This is a genomic window from Bacteroides eggerthii (assembly GCF_025146565.1).
Taxonomy (GTDB): domain Bacteria; phylum Bacteroidota; class Bacteroidia; order Bacteroidales; family Bacteroidaceae; genus Bacteroides; species Bacteroides eggerthii.
The window spans coordinates 514,554-530,036 of sequence record NZ_CP102258.1; the positions used below are offsets into that span (position 1 = coordinate 514,554).

A 15,483-nucleotide genomic window follows, 5' to 3' on the forward strand; every position below is an offset into this window, starting at 1 on the left:
TTCTTATTCATTCAGCATTTCATCAATGGCGAATTCGTGAAGTTCATGCTCCAGCTTCATTTCTTTAAGCCGTTCTTCTTTCTTCTGAAAATAATCATCGCCCAAACCTTTTTCTTCGAGTGCCTTGTCGAATTTATCAAGTATTTCATCTGAAACACATTCTTCATCGTCATTATCGATTGACTCGTCCAATACAGCAAGCATATCCTCCATTGTGTATTTCTGTTCTTGTGAAGAAGTATCTTCCGTTAATGAAAACTCTGTATCATCCTCACAATCAATATCCGGCCCTAACATATCTATAAGCTCATCGATTGTATAATCTTTGTCTTTAAAAGAATCTTTCGTATTTTCTTCTTTGACAATCGGCTCTTGAGCACCGGTTTCCTGTATGCTTTCTTTTTGAGCAGACATTTTAGTCTTTGGTGCTTTCTTTGAAGATTTCTTTTTAGTCTCTACAACTTCGGTAGTCACCGCTTGTTCTTCTTTTACTTTTTTCTTTCGTGTCATAACTTTATTTATTTTGACAATTAGTAATATTCCGAATAGTTGAATTTTCGGTTAATACATATATCCTCTTTTTTACCGGAATATAAAAGAAAAAGGTATTTTAACTATATTCTTAACCTGAATTAAGCTCTCGCACCGGTAATTTTGCATAAAGAAAGCCCGATTCCCTAATGAATAGAATTACCGGGCAGGAAAGTAAGAAGAGCCCCATATAGGCTATATAGGCTACAAAAACGAGGTCAAAAGGTTAGTGTTCTTAGCACGCTCCTCTTTCTCAAAACTCGCCAGATATGCTTCCGTAGTCCTCAGGTCGGTATGTCCTAAGGATTCACTTATATAAGAGATATTGGCTCCGCTTCGTTTCAATACGGTAGCGTATGAATGTCTTGCGGTGTATGTGGTGATATTGCCGATACCCAATTCTTCACCTATCAACTTCATACGTTTGTTGATTCGCTTGACAACATCGCGTACAATCGCTTTACGCTCTATAGCCGTTTCATGCCCTTTCATATAAGGAAATATGTAATTATCGGGTAACGGTTTGTTTCCCCACTTGTCAATTATTGTCTGTAATTGGGAAGAAACAACCGCACGTATCTCTTTCCTGTTCTTTGTCGTGCGCTCTGTTTTCTGTCTCACAAAACATATTTCACCGTCCACAATATCCGAGAATTTCAATTTCAGCATGTCTGTCGGATTGATACCGTTGCACAAGTAAATGAATATCCAGAGGTCTTTATATCTGTTAGTGGTTTCATTTTCACTCTTATAATCGAAAATGGCCTTCAACTGTTTCTTTGTCAATCCTTTCTTTCTTCCGATACCGGTCTTTATCTCGAACAGACCTTTTCCGAATGGGTATTGCGATTCTTTGATAATGCCGGCTCTCTTGGCTTCATTCATCAAAGTACGAATATTTCTCATGTGCATACCGATTGTAGAAATACTTCTCGTTTTCGACCAAAGTCTTTCGCATTTTTGTAACCATTCTACCGTAACAGTACTAAATGGAATATCTTTGCCGCCGACTTCCTCAACCATTACCAATGTAGTTTGATAGAACTGCATTGTCCCGATTCTTTCTTCGTTTTTCAGTTCCTCAATCTTAGCTCGTATGGCACTGTTCAGAGTATCACCGGTAGCTTTTCCCAAACGTAAATTGAGCGTATTGAAAGAGAATGTTCCTTTCTCTGCCAGAGCTTCAACATTCATACGGACTAAAGAAAAACTACTTTCAATGGCTTGTCTGATTTTCCTGCTTTCAGAAGATTTGCTATCCGGCAGTTTGTTCCATTCTTCTTTTGTCATGCAGATACCAATAGAATAATACTTGGGCTTTCTTTGATAATAAACCTTGATTTTAACAGGATATTTGCCTTCTTTGTTGGCAGTACGTGCATCAAGTACCGTAGAGACTACGATACCGTCTTTTGAAAAATTATACATGGTTTTAGTGATTACCCGCAAGCGGAATTGCTTACGATAGTCTATATATCCTCATTTGAATGGAAATATAAACGTTTTGAAGCCTTTTGAATATTGGTTTTGAGTAGTTTAGACATTAATTTCAAACGGGTAAAAGACAATAGAAAGGACAGTATAAGACTATAAACAATTGTAATACAACAATATACTACAGCTACAAGAAGACAAAGCTCTCTCAATAATCATAAGAAAGTGTCGAAAAACCGTATAAAACTAAATAATAAAAAATATTAAATATCTTATAACCAATAGATACAGATAATTCCATTTGTTAATATACAATACTCTTATAAAAAGAGAATCAAACATCTATATAGCGAATAACGATTACTGTAAAATATTTCAAAAAATGTAATCTAAATAACTATAAATAGGTAAACTTTTTGTGGCAATATTTGTATATACAACAAATTATAGGTAATTTTGCCACAGAAATTATAGGAGACACTCATGAAAACGATTAATCAAATTATTGGAGAAAATCTAAAGAAAATTAGAGAGTTATCCGGTTTTACGCAAGAACAGATAGCTAAATCCATTGGGATAGAACGTTCTGCATATAGCAATTATGAAGGAGGAACAAGAGAAGTTCCGTACGATATTTTAGAACGGCTTTCAAATCTATTTGGTTGTGAACCTTTTATTCTGTTTGAAGATAATATTCAAGCTGATAATGAAATTATGGCCACCGCTTTTAGAATTTCCGATTTAGAAGACGGTGATTTGAAAGAAATAGCAAATTTCAAGGATATTGTGAAATCATACCTAAAAATGGAACGAATAGCCCAAAATGAAGCTGAATAAATTTATTATAGAAAGACAAGTATCAGAGTTTCGTACAGATAATGGGCTTAGTTCATCCGAGCCTATTACATTGAAAAGCCTGCTCCTAAAACTGAATGTACTTACAATTTTCAGACCCCTGTCTGAGAATTTTTCAGGTATGTGTTTAAAGGATAATTCCGGACACCGTTTCATGCTCATCAATTCTAATCAGCCGCGAGGAAGACAGCATTTTACAATTGCCCACGAGTTATATCACTTATTTATAGAAGAAAAACCGACACCGCATAAATGCAACCCGGGATACAGTAAAAATAAAGTAGAGCAGAATGCGGATATGTTTGCCTCCTCCTTATTAATGCCGGAAGCCGGAATTTGTCAGTTAATACCTGAAACAGAACTAAATACTAGAAACATTTCCATAGCAACGATTTTAAAACTTGAACACTATTTTTCTGTCTCTCGTTCGGCTCTGTTATATCGATTATTAAATATTGGCCTCATATCAGAAAACACGCGTACCCAACTTTCCGAAATAGGAGTAAAACACTCTGCAAGATGTTTCGGATATGATACAGCTCTATACGAAGCTGCAAATGAGGGGTTGGTTATCGGTGATTTTGGAGAGAAGGCACGTAATTTATTCGATAAAGAAAAAATTTCAGAAAGCCATTATATGGAGCTACTCAGTAAAATAAGTATCAATGGAACACAAGAAAACGAAAATAGTACTCGATGCTGATGTAATTATCCATTTTATAGAAGCGGGTAACTTTTCACTATTGCCTGATATATTCCCCGAATATGAATATATAATATTAGACGTGGTTTACAATGAAGTTTCAAAGAACTCTAAAACAAGAGGTTTCATAGATAATTATCTCTGCTACTTTTCTAAATTAAGAAAAGAGATATTTTCTCCCAAAGGAGAATCTATGAAAGAGTATTTCTCGTTGCAACGTAGATTGGGACAAGGGGAAAGTGCGTGTATGATTTATTGCAGAGATAACCAAGATGTATTAGGGAGTAGCAATTTAAGAGACATAAAAGAATATTGTTCCCAAAACAATATCACTTATCTGACAACCCTTGACTTTCTGTATTATGCTTATTGCAGGAAGAAAATGACGCAACAAGAATGTACTGAATTTATGCAGGCTGTGAATGATGCAGGAAGTAAACTTCCTATCATTGATATAACTCAATATATATGCAGTGTGCAAATCTAAATTGCGCACGAATAAAAGCAATTAAGTATGACAATAAAGCACGATGACATAATTATTTCAAAGGAAAACCCATTTGAAAATTGCAAATTAAACCGTCAAATATATGCATCAATATTATCCGATATTATTAGTTCTTACAGAGAAGGATTTGTTTTGAGCATCAACGGACAATGGGGAAGCGGGAAAACTACATTCGTAAAAATGTGGGAGCAGCAACTAAAAAACAATGATTATAAAACCCTCTATTTCAATGCATGGGAAAATGATTTATTAACTGATCCTTCTGTAGCGATCCTTGGAGAATTAAAAAAATTACTATACAAGAATGATGAAAGGATATTTAATAAGATTTTAAAAACTACTGCTACTGTAACGAGAAATATAATTCCTTCGTTAGGAAAAGCAATAGCTAACCATTATATAGATAACGAAATAGTAACGGAAACTATAGAAAATGCTTTATCAGCAACAACCGAAATTTTAGAGAAAGAAATAGAAGAATATTGCAAAAGGAAGAAAGGTATTGATGAATTTAAGGAATTACTAACAGAATATGTTAAAGCTGAAAGTCCTGATAAGCCTATAGTATTTATTATAGATGAATTAGATCGATGTCGTCCAAGTTATGCTGTTGAAGTATTAGAGAAAGTAAAACACTTTTTCTCTGTAAATGGAATTGTTTTTATTTTATCAATAGATAAATCACAAATGTGTAATTCTATTAAAGGATTCTATGGTAGCGAAAGTATTGATAGCGAAGATTATTTACTGCGATTTATAGATTTAGAGTATAGACTCCCTGAGCCTGACCCGAAAGTATTCTGTGAATATTTATATGACTACTTTGATTTCAAGAACTTTTTCAACAATCAAAACAGATTAGATTCTTTTCGTAATAAATCAGAAGATGAAGAATTTATAAAATTTGCAGCAATGCTTGCTAATGCGTCAAAACTGACATTACGCCAACTGGAAAAGTTATTTGCTCATTCAAGAATAGCTCTTAAATCTTTCGAATATCAAGAATATGTTACTCCGCCTTTATTCTTCTTTTTAGTTTATGTTAGAAATCATAAAACGGTTATATATAATAAGATTAAATCTAAGCAATTTGACATCCAAGAATTAGTAACATTTCTTGAAACCACAATTAATGTAACTTCTAGCAACTCAACAAACAACTTTTTAATAGTGGAATTACTCGTATTTTACATGACCTACTGTAACGAATATGAAAGAACAGAAAAAATTGTTTTACTGAATGAAGAGCAAAATCCCTTATTTTCTACAAAAATCAAAATTGAAGAATTAAGAAGCTATGTGAGATATTGTGACGGAGAATATAGAGGGAATAATATACTCAAACATTTATTGAATAAAATAGAATTATATAGCAGACTAATTTCGTAATCCAATCATATATGAATTATCAATCCCATATTGAAAATCAATCATAATTAAGGCACCTATGTTAGAAACAATCTTCTCAAATTTGATTTCAGGATTTCTTTTAGAGATATTCAAAAAGAAAGATAACAATAAAAAAATTGCATTGCCTATCTCTATACTAAATGAAACACTGGAAATAGATAAATCAACAAAACAATCTATCCCTGAATATAATATAAGAATACTTGAAGCAATAAAACTTCTTAATGTAAACAAAAGAGATCCAATGCTTAATGGGGCTTCAATTGCTGAAGATTTATCAATAGAGAGCATTTCATTAATCGAGGACATCATAAATGGGAGTATTATGCCATCATCAAGCATGTTATCATGCTTTGCAGAGAAGTATGAGATCGATTTAGATTGGTTAAAAACAGGATGTAATACACCTTTCCACAAACACTGCCTTACCTATACTTGGGCAGAGAATGCAATCCAAATATATAAAGAATACAAGCCTAAAACTGTTTATATTTTCACCGCTGATGTCAAAGAACATTTTACAGCAATAGCTTATCAAAAAACTCATTATGATTTTCGTATAATCCATTGTGAAAGTAATTGGCATTTGAGCAGTAATGGAATAGGTGGAACTGGACAAAATCAATTAGTATCATTATATAAGACTATGCTTTTCCTAAATCGTTTCCATACATTTACTCATGGGAAAGTAGTTTCAGAAGATGAGTTCTTTGATTTAATTACTGGAAAATGCAGTGTCAACATTCTCAGTCATAGATTAAATGATTACCGATGGGAAGATTTATTAGATTTAAATTTAGAACCTACTGAAATAGCAAAACGTAAGCAGTACTATGGAGATGACTTTATAGAGGCACAAAATATTATAAAAAGTAAAGTTAGCAAAGATGACTATGATTTCATGAACTATGTTTGAAGTAAATCTGATTGCACACAATTTGCACACATCTCAAGAAAATAGAAGAAAACAAGAGATATTATTTGAAAAGGAAATATTATCTTCGGGCTTGGAAATCAAGAGGTATGGATATAAAAAGAAATACAATATAAATGATTGAAAATCAAGTGTTTGCGACTCATAATCTGGAGGTCCCTGGTTCAAGCCCAGGCTGGTCCACAAAGAAGAGGCTCATTCTTAATAGAATAGAGCCTTTTTTGTTTGCAACCCCTCCAGATATAACTCTGTTGCTCTTGGTTAATTTACTCCTATTTTAAGCAGATGTTGACTAATTAAAATAGAGTTAATATACTGACTATTAAAGCATAAATTAAAAGGAGTGAGTTAAAAGTTGACGGAACATATAACGTCAAGATTAGATTTTAATTGATAATGAAAACATTTAGATTATTAGCAACCTCATTATTGGTTGCATTAGGCATGGGAGTTAGTTCCTGTGGGGATGAGATTACTAACGAAGTGGTTCAACAAGAGCCTGACAACACTTTAGAGTTATTACTTGGAACTTGGCAAGGAGCAGGTGAAGCAGAGGGTGAAACACTTACCTTTAACAAGGATAAGACCTATGCAGAGATAAGTGAGAATGAAACTCTAAGCGGTAGATTTGAGTACTTCCCTAACAGATATATGTTCGTTATTTACTATACAACTGATTGGGGAGAAGAGAATACTATTTACACTGTCGTTAAGATTACTGAAGACGAACTATATCTTAACAACAATGGACATAGTGATATAGTAATTTACAATCGTAAACCATAATTAATTTAACAATAATGAGAACTTTAAGATTAATTGGAACGACCTTATTAATGGTTATGTTGGCTGTAAACTTTACAGCGTGCGGTGATGATGAAGACGGACAGACTATCATTGAACAAGCCAACCTGATAGGTAAATGGCAGTCCACTTGGGAGAAGATTCACAAAGTGGAGAATGGTAAAGAAGTAATAACTTCTGATGAAGCCTATACCAATGGTTTATGGGAGTTCAAGGCTGACGGTACTTGCATAGAAAGTTATGTGGACGGTGGATATACAGAAACAAGTCGTTGGTCTTTGAAAGACAATAAGCTGACTATCTCTTACGATGATGGTTATTCAGATGTCCTTACCGTCAATGAACTTACAGCTATCAAGTTAGTTCTCGCCTTTGAGGATTGGGACACAATGGAAGATGGTAGCGAAGAATTGGACGATATTACAACAACCACTTACAAGAAGATTGACTAATTACCAATCTACTTAAGACAGAGCAGCATTTGAGGAAACTCTTATGCTGTTTTTCTTTTTATAAAGCTACTACAATTCTAAGGAATACTTCTATATATAACCCATTCGCAAGAATGTTACAGCAGTTTATAATAAACAAAACTTTATATAATCTTCTATTTCTTGAGCAGTTACAGCATAAATAGGTGCAAGTTGCTCAAACTGGTAATCTCTTGTAAAACGAGAGCCGTTGGTGAGCATAGCCAACAGATTCTTGGATTTCAATGTATGTCCAGAGTAAGTAAGGGCTAAAGATACCAAATCGTTGATAGGTACACCAGACTTTAAGATGGAATAAATATCATAATAATCACGAAAGTTACTCCTGCGTAGCATCACCTCCATCTTCATAGCTCCAATAGACTTTACATCTGCCAATCTGAGATTATTCAGATATTCCACAGGCATACTGACAGGAGAATATTTAGGACAGGCATAAAAAGAGAACTTTACTCCAGACACTAAATATTCCACATGGTCTATATCTAAAATGTCCTTATGCTGAATATCACCTATTACAGCGAGTTCTTTCTCTATCTGATACCATGCTACTTCCATTTTCTCTGTTTTAGAAGTACGCCATTTCATAAAGTCTAAGTCCTCACTTTGTCGAGTTCCCATTTGCAATGACAAAGCTGTGCCACCTACCAAGAGATAGGGTTTGATGCAATCCAACTTAGAAACGGCTTCAAAAACTTGCAGCGTGTGTGGAGCTAAACCTTTCATGCAAACATTTTATTAAGGTGGCGAGTAGCCATAGATTTTATATAAGCATCTGGTTTCTTTGCCTTAAAATAATACCATGCAAAAAAACGATTCAACGTGTAGAGATATTCCGCTTGGGGAACAAGATAATCCAGCCACACCCGCTTGATTTTCTTGAAAGGATAAATTAGAAACAGTTGGTTTATTTCTTCCAAGTCAAGATGCAACAAGGTTTTCTCAATCAGCATATCATCTGGAATATCCTTGATTGAGTTTTCATTGTACGACCAAAAGCAGTGTTCTTGCTTCAGTTTCGCCAATAGTTCTTGTTTCACCACATCTCTTGACATAACTCCCTGTTTTAGAATAACACAAAATTAGTGATTATTCTTGTCCAAAGCAAATCACAATGGAGAATGTTTCATTGCGAATAAGACTTTTAGTGAATTTGCATAGTAAGTTCAGTGTTGACCTATTGTTGACCTCAGAACTTATACTGAGATAATTAACGTGTTGATAACGAGGCAGCTCAATTGGTTAGAGCAACAGACTCATATCTGGAGGTCCCTGGCTCAATCCCAGGCTGAGCCACAAACTAAAAGACTAATTTCTAACAAGATAGAGTTTTTTGTTTGCATACCCTCTAGATATAAATCTGTTACTCTTGGTTGATTTACTCCAATTAAGGCATTTGTTTCACTATTGTTTCACCAGTTAAACAATATGCAATTTAAAGGGATTTCATGTATTCCAATGATACTATAAACTATCTCGAATTACTTTGTATCGTTCGATTAACTCATCAGTTATTTTATGATTTATAGCATCAAGCGCAATAATAGGCTCTCGAACCATATTAGTCTCATATATTCCGAGTGAATACATCATTTCTTTGAAAAAATGAATTGATATATCAAGATGCTGATTTGAATAAGACAATATTGGTAGTATTCTCTCAAAAAGCTCACGAGCTGCAGTTTTATGACCTTCTTGAAACAAAGTATAGATTCTTACATATATTTCATGCATAGCCGTCGGCATAAAACAGTCAACACCACGTTCCAAACCCTCTATCATCTGCCCTACAGCCCAACCACCAGCCAATAACAATTTTCCTTTAGTCAGCATCTTTACATCTGTGTATTTCTTTCCTGCAGGAACAACTTCAACTTTCAACATCTTAAAGCTTTCTATCTCTCTATATAGTTGTCCAATGAAATCTAGAGGCAACCCGTACCCACCGGCATCCCAATCTTGAATTACAATCATTTCAGGCGACAATTGATCCAGTTGCTTTACCTCATCTAAATATTCATCCGCAGAAACAAAAGGAATATTGACTAACAAAGCCCGGCATCCCATCGCCTGGAATTTGACAAAATTTTCGTATCGTTCTTTGCGCGTATATGCAGAAGTCCCTGCAATAACAGCAACATCTGTCCCTGCCTCCTCAAGGGCTATTTTGACAAGCAACTCTTTTTCCGACTCCGACAATTTTAGCACCTCACTCGCCATAGCCGGAATCAAGAAACCTTTTACTCCAGAATTGATAGCGTACCTCAAGTGTTTACGCAAGCCATCTTTATCAATTCCTCCGCTATGATCAAACGGAGTATTAATCACAGTTACTATTCCTTTCAGATCCATGTTTAATTCTGATTTTTATTATTAATAGAGTTGATTTTTATTGTGGGAATTTTATCTGTCCTAAAATTGCATAACCTCATAAAAGTCAAAAAATTGGCATCATGTTGACGTTTTGGAAGTCCTCGTTCTTCATCAAAAGCAGTACGAAGGACAGCAACAATATCCTTCCCGTCAAACTGCCAGTCTGCATATTGAAACCCATGAAAGAATGGATTGTCGCTTATAATTAACGTATCTTTAATTTCCCAATGCCGCAAATCACTTGAACAGATTAAAGCAAGATTATTACGGATAAGTCCACAAGGTACCCCCTTTTTATAAATGCCTGAATGCTTTTTCTTTTTATCCTGCTCAAAAACAGGATTTGTCATAGCCCAATACTTACCCGAAATTGTATCATACCGGATTGTGAATTTTTTTCCACCACCTGGAAAGTTAATAATATCTTCCTTCGGATTAAAAACTAACGTATTAGAATCCTCTACAGTAAGTATAGCCGCCATATTACCATTTGTCCAATTATCTACCCGAATTACATCGACCAATTTACCATTAGGTGCAATAACAACATTTCCTTCTACCCACTGCTTCACAACAAGTTTTTTATCAAACCACTCGGAATTAAACGCAATCCCGTTTGTAGAGACCCAACTTTCAGCCTTCATAAGATTAGAATCGATAGGAGCCGACATCACAAATGCACGAGGGACTTCTCCCTTAACTCCAGTCTCCATCGCACGCCAAATACGCCCATTGTATATAACTACTGGCACTGGAGCTGTGCTGAATTTTCCACATTTAATTACTCCCTCAGAAAGGGAGTCCCTTGGAAATGTCCATGAAATACCACCGTCATCGGAACGACGAATAATCACGTTTCGGGAGTTTCCACCCCAACCCTCAGTCCCCATTGAGTAAAGCACATCATCATGCATGAAGAGATTGTAAAAACTAATATATCCATTATTCTCCGAAAGAACTTTCCAAGTCTTTCCTTTATCTTTGGAACAAAAATAAGTTACCCCTGATTTCTCACCTGATTTTACAAAAACGCCCGAACATGCAACTAAATAGTCGCCATTGGGTAGAACCAATATGGCCGGATTAGTTACCGATTCTTTTTTCAAATGGGCCACTTTTGCAATCACTGTCCCTGGAGGTTGCATAACTTCTGATACAGTAATCTTATCACCATAAATAATTGTAGTCGTTCCTTTTTCACTAGGAGACGGTACATTGACCCATTCTCCCGGAGTTATATAATCATATTGATACAAATAATAATTGAGCTGAATTCCTGTACTTGCTATTACAATTTTTTCACCTGTCGGAATCCATCCTTCCCTGCTATCCACATCCAGATGGTCCACAGCAGCAAGTATCGAACACTTTTGACTACTACGCACTTGATACGGTCCATCCATATCCATAATACTCAATGCACTTTCTTTCCCCAAAATACATTTTGGTGTCGATATTCCATATTTCAGCATGCTTCCACCTTGCGGAAAAACGGTAGCCCCATATTTCACCTCTATAATATCAATAACACATCCTTTCACCTCAAGTATTGATTTTTCAGATTGTGAGGCAACTCTCATTATAAATAGAAAGATTAACAAAAAAAAGAGTATAGTCTTCTTCATCCATTGTCCATTCGTTTTGTTTTCATTGCCATATTGCTTACTTCGGGAAAGTAAGATCTCCATGACATCAATAAGAGAAAGATTACAAACTCTAAAATTCATAACTGTATACATATTTTGAACTCAAATTGTCTTTTTCGCAAATTTTGTAAGTAGAAATCCTGTAAGGAATATGACAACCGTTCCAAAAACAATTGTAAGGTATGTATGCAATGAACTACGAAAACAATAGAAAGGTGAACCTTCATTAATTAAGGGAGACAGACTCATCCATGCAATAACCAATAAACCCAATATAACTGCTACAACAGCATGCACACGTTTAACATTTCGACAAACCACCCCCAGCAGGAACAAGCCAAGCATTCCACCACTAAAAATCGATGCCAATTTCCACCAAGCATCCAAGATTCCGTCAATATGCATCATCATTAAGCCCATAACGACCCCCAACATGCCCACCAAGAACGATGCAACATATAATACTTGCATGCTTTTCCTCTCAGATAGTTCCTTTGAAGAAAGCCGTTTAACAAAATCTGTCAAAACAATCGTTGCCGAAGAGTTGATGCTCGTGGCAACAGTGGACATACCAGCTGAAAATAAAGAAGCAATGATAAGTCCAGTAAGTCCTGTGGGAAGTCCATGAACAATAAACCATGGAAAGACCTGATCAGACGGGGTTCCTGTAGGTAACAGTTCAGGTTGAGCTACATAGTATGAGAATAATGCTGTTCCGATATAGACGAACACAAGAGATACCGGAATGTAGAGTAAACCACCCAACAAAGTCGATTTCACAGCTTCTGCTGTTGAACGAGTCGTCATATAACGCTGTACATAGTTTTGATCTATACCATAATTCTGCATATTGACAAACAATCCATATATCAGTACTACCCAAAATGTCGGCTCAGCAAGATTTGCACCGAAACTCCCAAGGCTAAACTTATCGTGTTCCAAAGCTATATCAAAGAGTTGTCCTGGTCCTTCAGGCATAGTAAAGGTAAGTAACAATGCACACACCACAGCTCCTACAATAAGTATAATTCCCTGTATAGCATCTGTCCAGACCACAGCAGCAATGCCGCCAAGTAAAGTATATATAAGTGTAGCTATACCTGTGCAGAATATTATAGTCTGAATGTCCCACCCAAACATGGTATTCAATGGCAAAGCCAGTAACAACAGTATCGATCCTATGCGTGCAAGTTGCGTCAATAGATAACAAACGGCTACATAACAACGTGCCCAATAGCCAAAACGCATTTCGAGATAATGATAGGCAGATACACTATTTATCCCTCTGTACAGAGGAATAAATACCTTTGCAGCAAGCCATGTAGCAATTGGTATCGAAAGACTAAACACAAACGGATTCCAATTCCCTTTGTAGGCATCTCCTGGCAATCCTAAGAAACTAATGCTACTGACAAACGTTGCAAATATTGACATGCCTACAACCCATGTAGGCAATGTTCCTTCTGCTGAAGTGAATGCCGCAGCCCCTTTGCGACTGCGGAAATAAAACGAACATCCAAAAAGAACAACTCCACTCACAAAAACAAAAAAAACGAGATAATCAAGCAAGGTTATATCCATTTTATATAATATTAAATGATTCAATGATATATTTCATATTCTCTACATCCAATATCCAACAAATGATATTGAATATAGCTACGCCTTTTTGATAAAAGTTCTAAACATTTAAGTTCCTAAAGCACAGAAATTAAAACAATAATAAATTCCACTTATTTTTCTCCAGGATGTGGAAAGCCAGGAAATGGATTAGGTTTATTCCTATATTTTTTGACTTCATCTGCCGTCATAAGTTCCAAATGCTCTCCCTTTAACAAATAAAGTCTTCCAACTTCATTTCCAACTAATAAATTGCGTTGTGTTCCTCCTCCCAGTTTGGTTCCCACAGCTCCACTTTCATGCGATCCACCGGGTTGCACTAACCCTGTAACCGGATGTTTAAATGGAGAAGGATGAGCAAAAACAGGGTACGATGAACTACCTACATTCTTCATAAACAAAGGAGTTCCCATCGTTTTCTTTCCCAAAATAGGCAAAGGATAGCCTGTCTCCATATTAGGAATTGCCGAACGCCTCCCAGTACCAATAATTAAATCAAGCAGCCTATCTCCGTCATAATCGAAGAAATTTAGTTTACACCGTCCTGTACCACCTGCAGGCTCAGCACTCGTTAATATAGAACTCCCGTTCTCCAGTTTCAACTCACCACCATCTTCCAAATGGAAGTTATCTATTTTCCAATACAAGTGAAATAAATCATTGTCATCAACTATAGCCAACGCCATACGATTACCAAACTTTGCCACAGCCGCCCTTGAACGCCACATTCCATGCAATTCAAGCCCTTCACAGAAAAAAGGCTGAGGGGCATCAAGCTTTGGTTCCGTTCGTGTTCCTTTATTTACATACAGAGTATATTTTCCAGTGATATCACCCATAATAATGTCCGGCAATCCATCGCCAGTCCAATCAACAACAGTAGGGGAAAGATACCCCCAACGTGACTCCGGAGTACCTTGCACACTACCTGAATATCCTGCCTGAATATGAATATCCTTACCATCCGCCTGTACTCTTCCTTTGGGTATAAAACGCGGATTATTATTGTTACCTATATTTTTAAAGAAAAGTACATGTCCATCTGAATTGCCGACAATAATATCTTCAATCCCGTCTCCATCCCAGTCTATCACACTTGGAACCGGCAATGTGCCACAATAAAGATCTGCATCTACTTGCAAAACAGGTGAAGGTTGGCTGAAAACAGGGTGACCATCCAAAGTAAACTCACCGGAGTATTTATAAAAATAGACTGCACCTTCACCTCCAGCAATGATATTTGTTGTTCCACTTTTAACATCCACATAAGAACATACAGAAGCTGATATACTGGGATGCTGTAACAATATATTATCAGAGCCTACTACATAATGGCGAGGAGACAAAGTATCCTGCGAAAGTTCCGGACGTGAATAGTATGTAAAATTTCCCAATCTTGACCCACATATCAATTCCTGCATATCATTTTTTCTAAGTGTCACCATCGCAATATTCATCATCCCCCAACGGGTTTCTTTTCGGCTATGGGTAACCATTTGTTTGACAGAAGGGGTTCCGGACAATAATCTAGGATAGCGTATATTACACAAATAGGTATAATGAAGTGGGGTCGTAGAAACACCCGCTTCATCATAAGGTCTCCACTCTTTACTCGAAGGATTTTGGTTGGCATATTTTGCCGGGATACTATGCCCCACCAGCTCTAAGAATAAATCTACACTCTGATCTTTATTTATACGTGCAGCTATACTTTGAGGAAGAGAAGCCAATTCAGGCAACTCAATACCTCCGATTCTATCAAACGACTGTTTCTTAAGATTAAATACTGTATGGATTACAGAATCTTTTTTCAACCACAAAGCATGGACATTATGGTCATCAGTTTGAAATATTGTGCCTTTCAACTTGAAAGGAGAAGCTATTTTATGAGGCTTATCAAATATAGGAACACCATTTTCTGTATTCCTCAACCATTTATAAAGATAAAGTTCAGTTGTTTTCCCTGTTCCGGCAATAAAAAGATCAGGACAATCACCATTATAAACAAATGCACTGCCCAATACCATATGACGCAAATGAGGAAGAGAAAGAGGGCCTATCCCGTCAGGAGCCATTGACTTTAATGGTATCAGATCTTGATCATTTTGCGCAATCCCTAGAAATGAAAAAGATAAAAAGAAAATTATGGATAAAAAGAATGTTTTCATAGGTAT

15 protein-coding genes are annotated in these 15,483 nt (G+C 36.0%); 7 read left to right on the plus strand and 8 right to left on the minus strand.

Annotated features, from left to right (window positions below):
* Positions 1-3 precede the first annotated feature (3 nt).
* Together NQ546_RS02275 and NQ546_RS02280 are read right to left on the minus strand one after the other, a co-directional pair.
* On the minus strand, positions 4-510 hold the full coding sequence (locus NQ546_RS02275) for a hypothetical protein (protein WP_004291656.1): 507 nt from the start codon (positions 508-510) through the stop codon (positions 4-6).
* 225 nt (positions 511-735) lie between these two features.
* A complete protein-coding gene (locus NQ546_RS02280) occupies positions 736-1,959 on the minus strand; it encodes a site-specific integrase (protein ID WP_004291657.1) in 1,224 nt (407 codons plus the stop codon).
* A 489-nt stretch (positions 1,960-2,448) separates the two neighbouring features.
* On the opposite strand from NQ546_RS02280, the gene NQ546_RS02285 reads away from it, so the two are divergent.
* The 7 genes from NQ546_RS02285 to NQ546_RS02315 all read left to right on the plus strand — a co-directional run bounded on the left by NQ546_RS02285 (position 2,449) and on the right by NQ546_RS02315 (position 7,631).
* Positions 2,449-2,802 carry a helix-turn-helix domain-containing protein gene (locus NQ546_RS02285; protein WP_004291658.1) on the plus strand — a complete coding sequence of 118 codons (354 nt, stop codon included), beginning with the start codon at positions 2,449-2,451 and terminating at the stop codon, positions 2,800-2,802.
* Complete coding sequence (locus NQ546_RS02290; RefSeq protein ID WP_004291659.1) at positions 2,789-3,523, plus strand: ImmA/IrrE family metallo-endopeptidase; 735 nt, start codon at positions 2,789-2,791, stop codon at positions 3,521-3,523. The genes NQ546_RS02285 and NQ546_RS02290 overlap by 14 nt, the downstream gene beginning before the upstream one ends.
* A complete protein-coding gene (locus tag NQ546_RS02295; protein ID WP_004291660.1) occupies positions 3,486-4,010 on the plus strand; it encodes a hypothetical protein in 525 nt (174 codons plus the stop codon). Before NQ546_RS02290 ends, NQ546_RS02295 begins: the two co-directional genes overlap by 38 nt.
* 27 nt (positions 4,011-4,037) lie before the next feature.
* A complete protein-coding gene (locus tag NQ546_RS02300) occupies positions 4,038-5,420 on the plus strand; it encodes a KAP family P-loop NTPase fold protein (protein ID WP_004291661.1) in 1,383 nt (460 codons plus the stop codon).
* 58 nt (positions 5,421-5,478) lie between these two features.
* On the plus strand, positions 5,479-6,357 hold the full coding sequence (locus NQ546_RS02305) for a helix-turn-helix domain-containing protein (protein WP_004291662.1): 879 nt from the start codon (positions 5,479-5,481) through the stop codon (positions 6,355-6,357).
* Positions 6,358-6,771: 414 nt separating this feature from the next.
* Complete coding sequence (locus NQ546_RS02310; protein WP_004291665.1) at positions 6,772-7,161, plus strand: hypothetical protein; 390 nt, start codon at positions 6,772-6,774, stop codon at positions 7,159-7,161.
* Positions 7,162-7,175: 14 nt separating this feature from the next.
* On the plus strand, positions 7,176-7,631 hold the full coding sequence (locus NQ546_RS02315) for a lipocalin-like domain-containing protein (RefSeq protein ID WP_039953440.1): 456 nt from the start codon (positions 7,176-7,178) through the stop codon (positions 7,629-7,631).
* A 126-nt stretch (positions 7,632-7,757) separates the two neighbouring features.
* On the opposite strand, the gene NQ546_RS02320 is transcribed toward NQ546_RS02315, so the two are convergent.
* The 6 genes from NQ546_RS02320 to NQ546_RS02345 form a co-directional block, all read right to left on the minus strand.
* Entirely contained in the window at positions 7,758-8,396 is a 639-nt protein-coding gene (locus NQ546_RS02320; protein ID WP_004291667.1) for a nucleotidyl transferase AbiEii/AbiGii toxin family protein, read from the minus strand.
* The gene (locus NQ546_RS02325; protein ID WP_004291668.1) at positions 8,393-8,725 is read right to left on the minus strand and encodes a hypothetical protein; all 333 of its coding nucleotides are present in this window, start codon (positions 8,723-8,725) and stop codon (positions 8,393-8,395) included. Before NQ546_RS02325 ends, NQ546_RS02320 begins: the two co-directional genes overlap by 4 nt.
* A gap of 409 nt (positions 8,726-9,134) precedes the next feature.
* Positions 9,135-10,022 (minus strand): dihydrodipicolinate synthase family protein, encoded by an 888-nt coding sequence (locus NQ546_RS02330; RefSeq protein WP_004291669.1) that lies wholly within the window; start codon positions 10,020-10,022, stop codon positions 9,135-9,137.
* A gap of 2 nt (positions 10,023-10,024) precedes the next feature.
* Positions 10,025-11,770 carry a sialidase family protein gene (locus NQ546_RS02335; protein WP_021940798.1) on the minus strand — a complete coding sequence of 582 codons (1,746 nt, stop codon included), beginning with the start codon at positions 11,768-11,770 and terminating at the stop codon, positions 10,025-10,027.
* A 21-nt stretch (positions 11,771-11,791) separates the two neighbouring features.
* The gene (locus NQ546_RS02340) at positions 11,792-13,270 is read right to left on the minus strand and encodes a sodium:solute symporter family protein (protein WP_004291671.1); all 1,479 of its coding nucleotides are present in this window, start codon (positions 13,268-13,270) and stop codon (positions 11,792-11,794) included.
* A gap of 152 nt (positions 13,271-13,422) precedes the next feature.
* Positions 13,423-15,477, minus strand: coding sequence for an FG-GAP repeat domain-containing protein (locus NQ546_RS02345; protein ID WP_004291672.1), 2,055 nt, complete (start codon positions 15,475-15,477; stop codon positions 13,423-13,425).
* Between the last annotated feature and the right edge of the window lie 6 nt (positions 15,478-15,483).

Bases quoted from the DNA above. Each gene is read 5' to 3' on its own strand.
- NQ546_RS02280 (WP_004291657.1), bottom strand. From the start codon at position 1,959: ATGTATAATTTTTCAAAAGACGGTATCGTAGTCTCTACGGTACTTGAT.
- NQ546_RS02335 (WP_021940798.1), bottom strand. From the start codon at position 11,770: ATGAATTTTAGAGTTTGTAATCTTTCTCTTATTGATGTCATGGAGATC.
- NQ546_RS02295 (WP_004291660.1), top strand. From the start codon at position 3,486: ATGGAACACAAGAAAACGAAAATAGTACTCGATGCTGATGTAATTATC.
- NQ546_RS02300 (WP_004291661.1), top strand. From the start codon at position 4,038: ATGACAATAAAGCACGATGACATAATTATTTCAAAGGAAAACCCATTT.
- NQ546_RS02325 (WP_004291668.1), bottom strand. From the start codon at position 8,725: ATGTCAAGAGATGTGGTGAAACAAGAACTATTGGCGAAACTGAAGCAA.
- NQ546_RS02275 (WP_004291656.1), bottom strand. From the start codon at position 510: ATGACACGAAAGAAAAAAGTAAAAGAAGAACAAGCGGTGACTACCGAA.
- NQ546_RS02310 (WP_004291665.1), top strand. From the start codon at position 6,772: ATGAAAACATTTAGATTATTAGCAACCTCATTATTGGTTGCATTAGGC.
- NQ546_RS02285 (WP_004291658.1), top strand. From the start codon at position 2,449: ATGAAAACGATTAATCAAATTATTGGAGAAAATCTAAAGAAAATTAGA.
- NQ546_RS02330 (WP_004291669.1), bottom strand. From the start codon at position 10,022: ATGGATCTGAAAGGAATAGTAACTGTGATTAATACTCCGTTTGATCAT.
- NQ546_RS02340 (WP_004291671.1), bottom strand. From the start codon at position 13,270: ATGGATATAACCTTGCTTGATTATCTCGTTTTTTTTGTTTTTGTGAGT.
- NQ546_RS02315 (WP_039953440.1), top strand. From the start codon at position 7,176: ATGAGAACTTTAAGATTAATTGGAACGACCTTATTAATGGTTATGTTG.
- NQ546_RS02320 (WP_004291667.1), bottom strand. From the start codon at position 8,396: ATGAAAGGTTTAGCTCCACACACGCTGCAAGTTTTTGAAGCCGTTTCT.
- NQ546_RS02305 (WP_004291662.1), top strand. From the start codon at position 5,479: ATGTTAGAAACAATCTTCTCAAATTTGATTTCAGGATTTCTTTTAGAG.
- NQ546_RS02345 (WP_004291672.1), bottom strand. From the start codon at position 15,477: ATGAAAACATTCTTTTTATCCATAATTTTCTTTTTATCTTTTTCATTT.
- NQ546_RS02290 (WP_004291659.1), top strand. From the start codon at position 2,789: ATGAAGCTGAATAAATTTATTATAGAAAGACAAGTATCAGAGTTTCGT.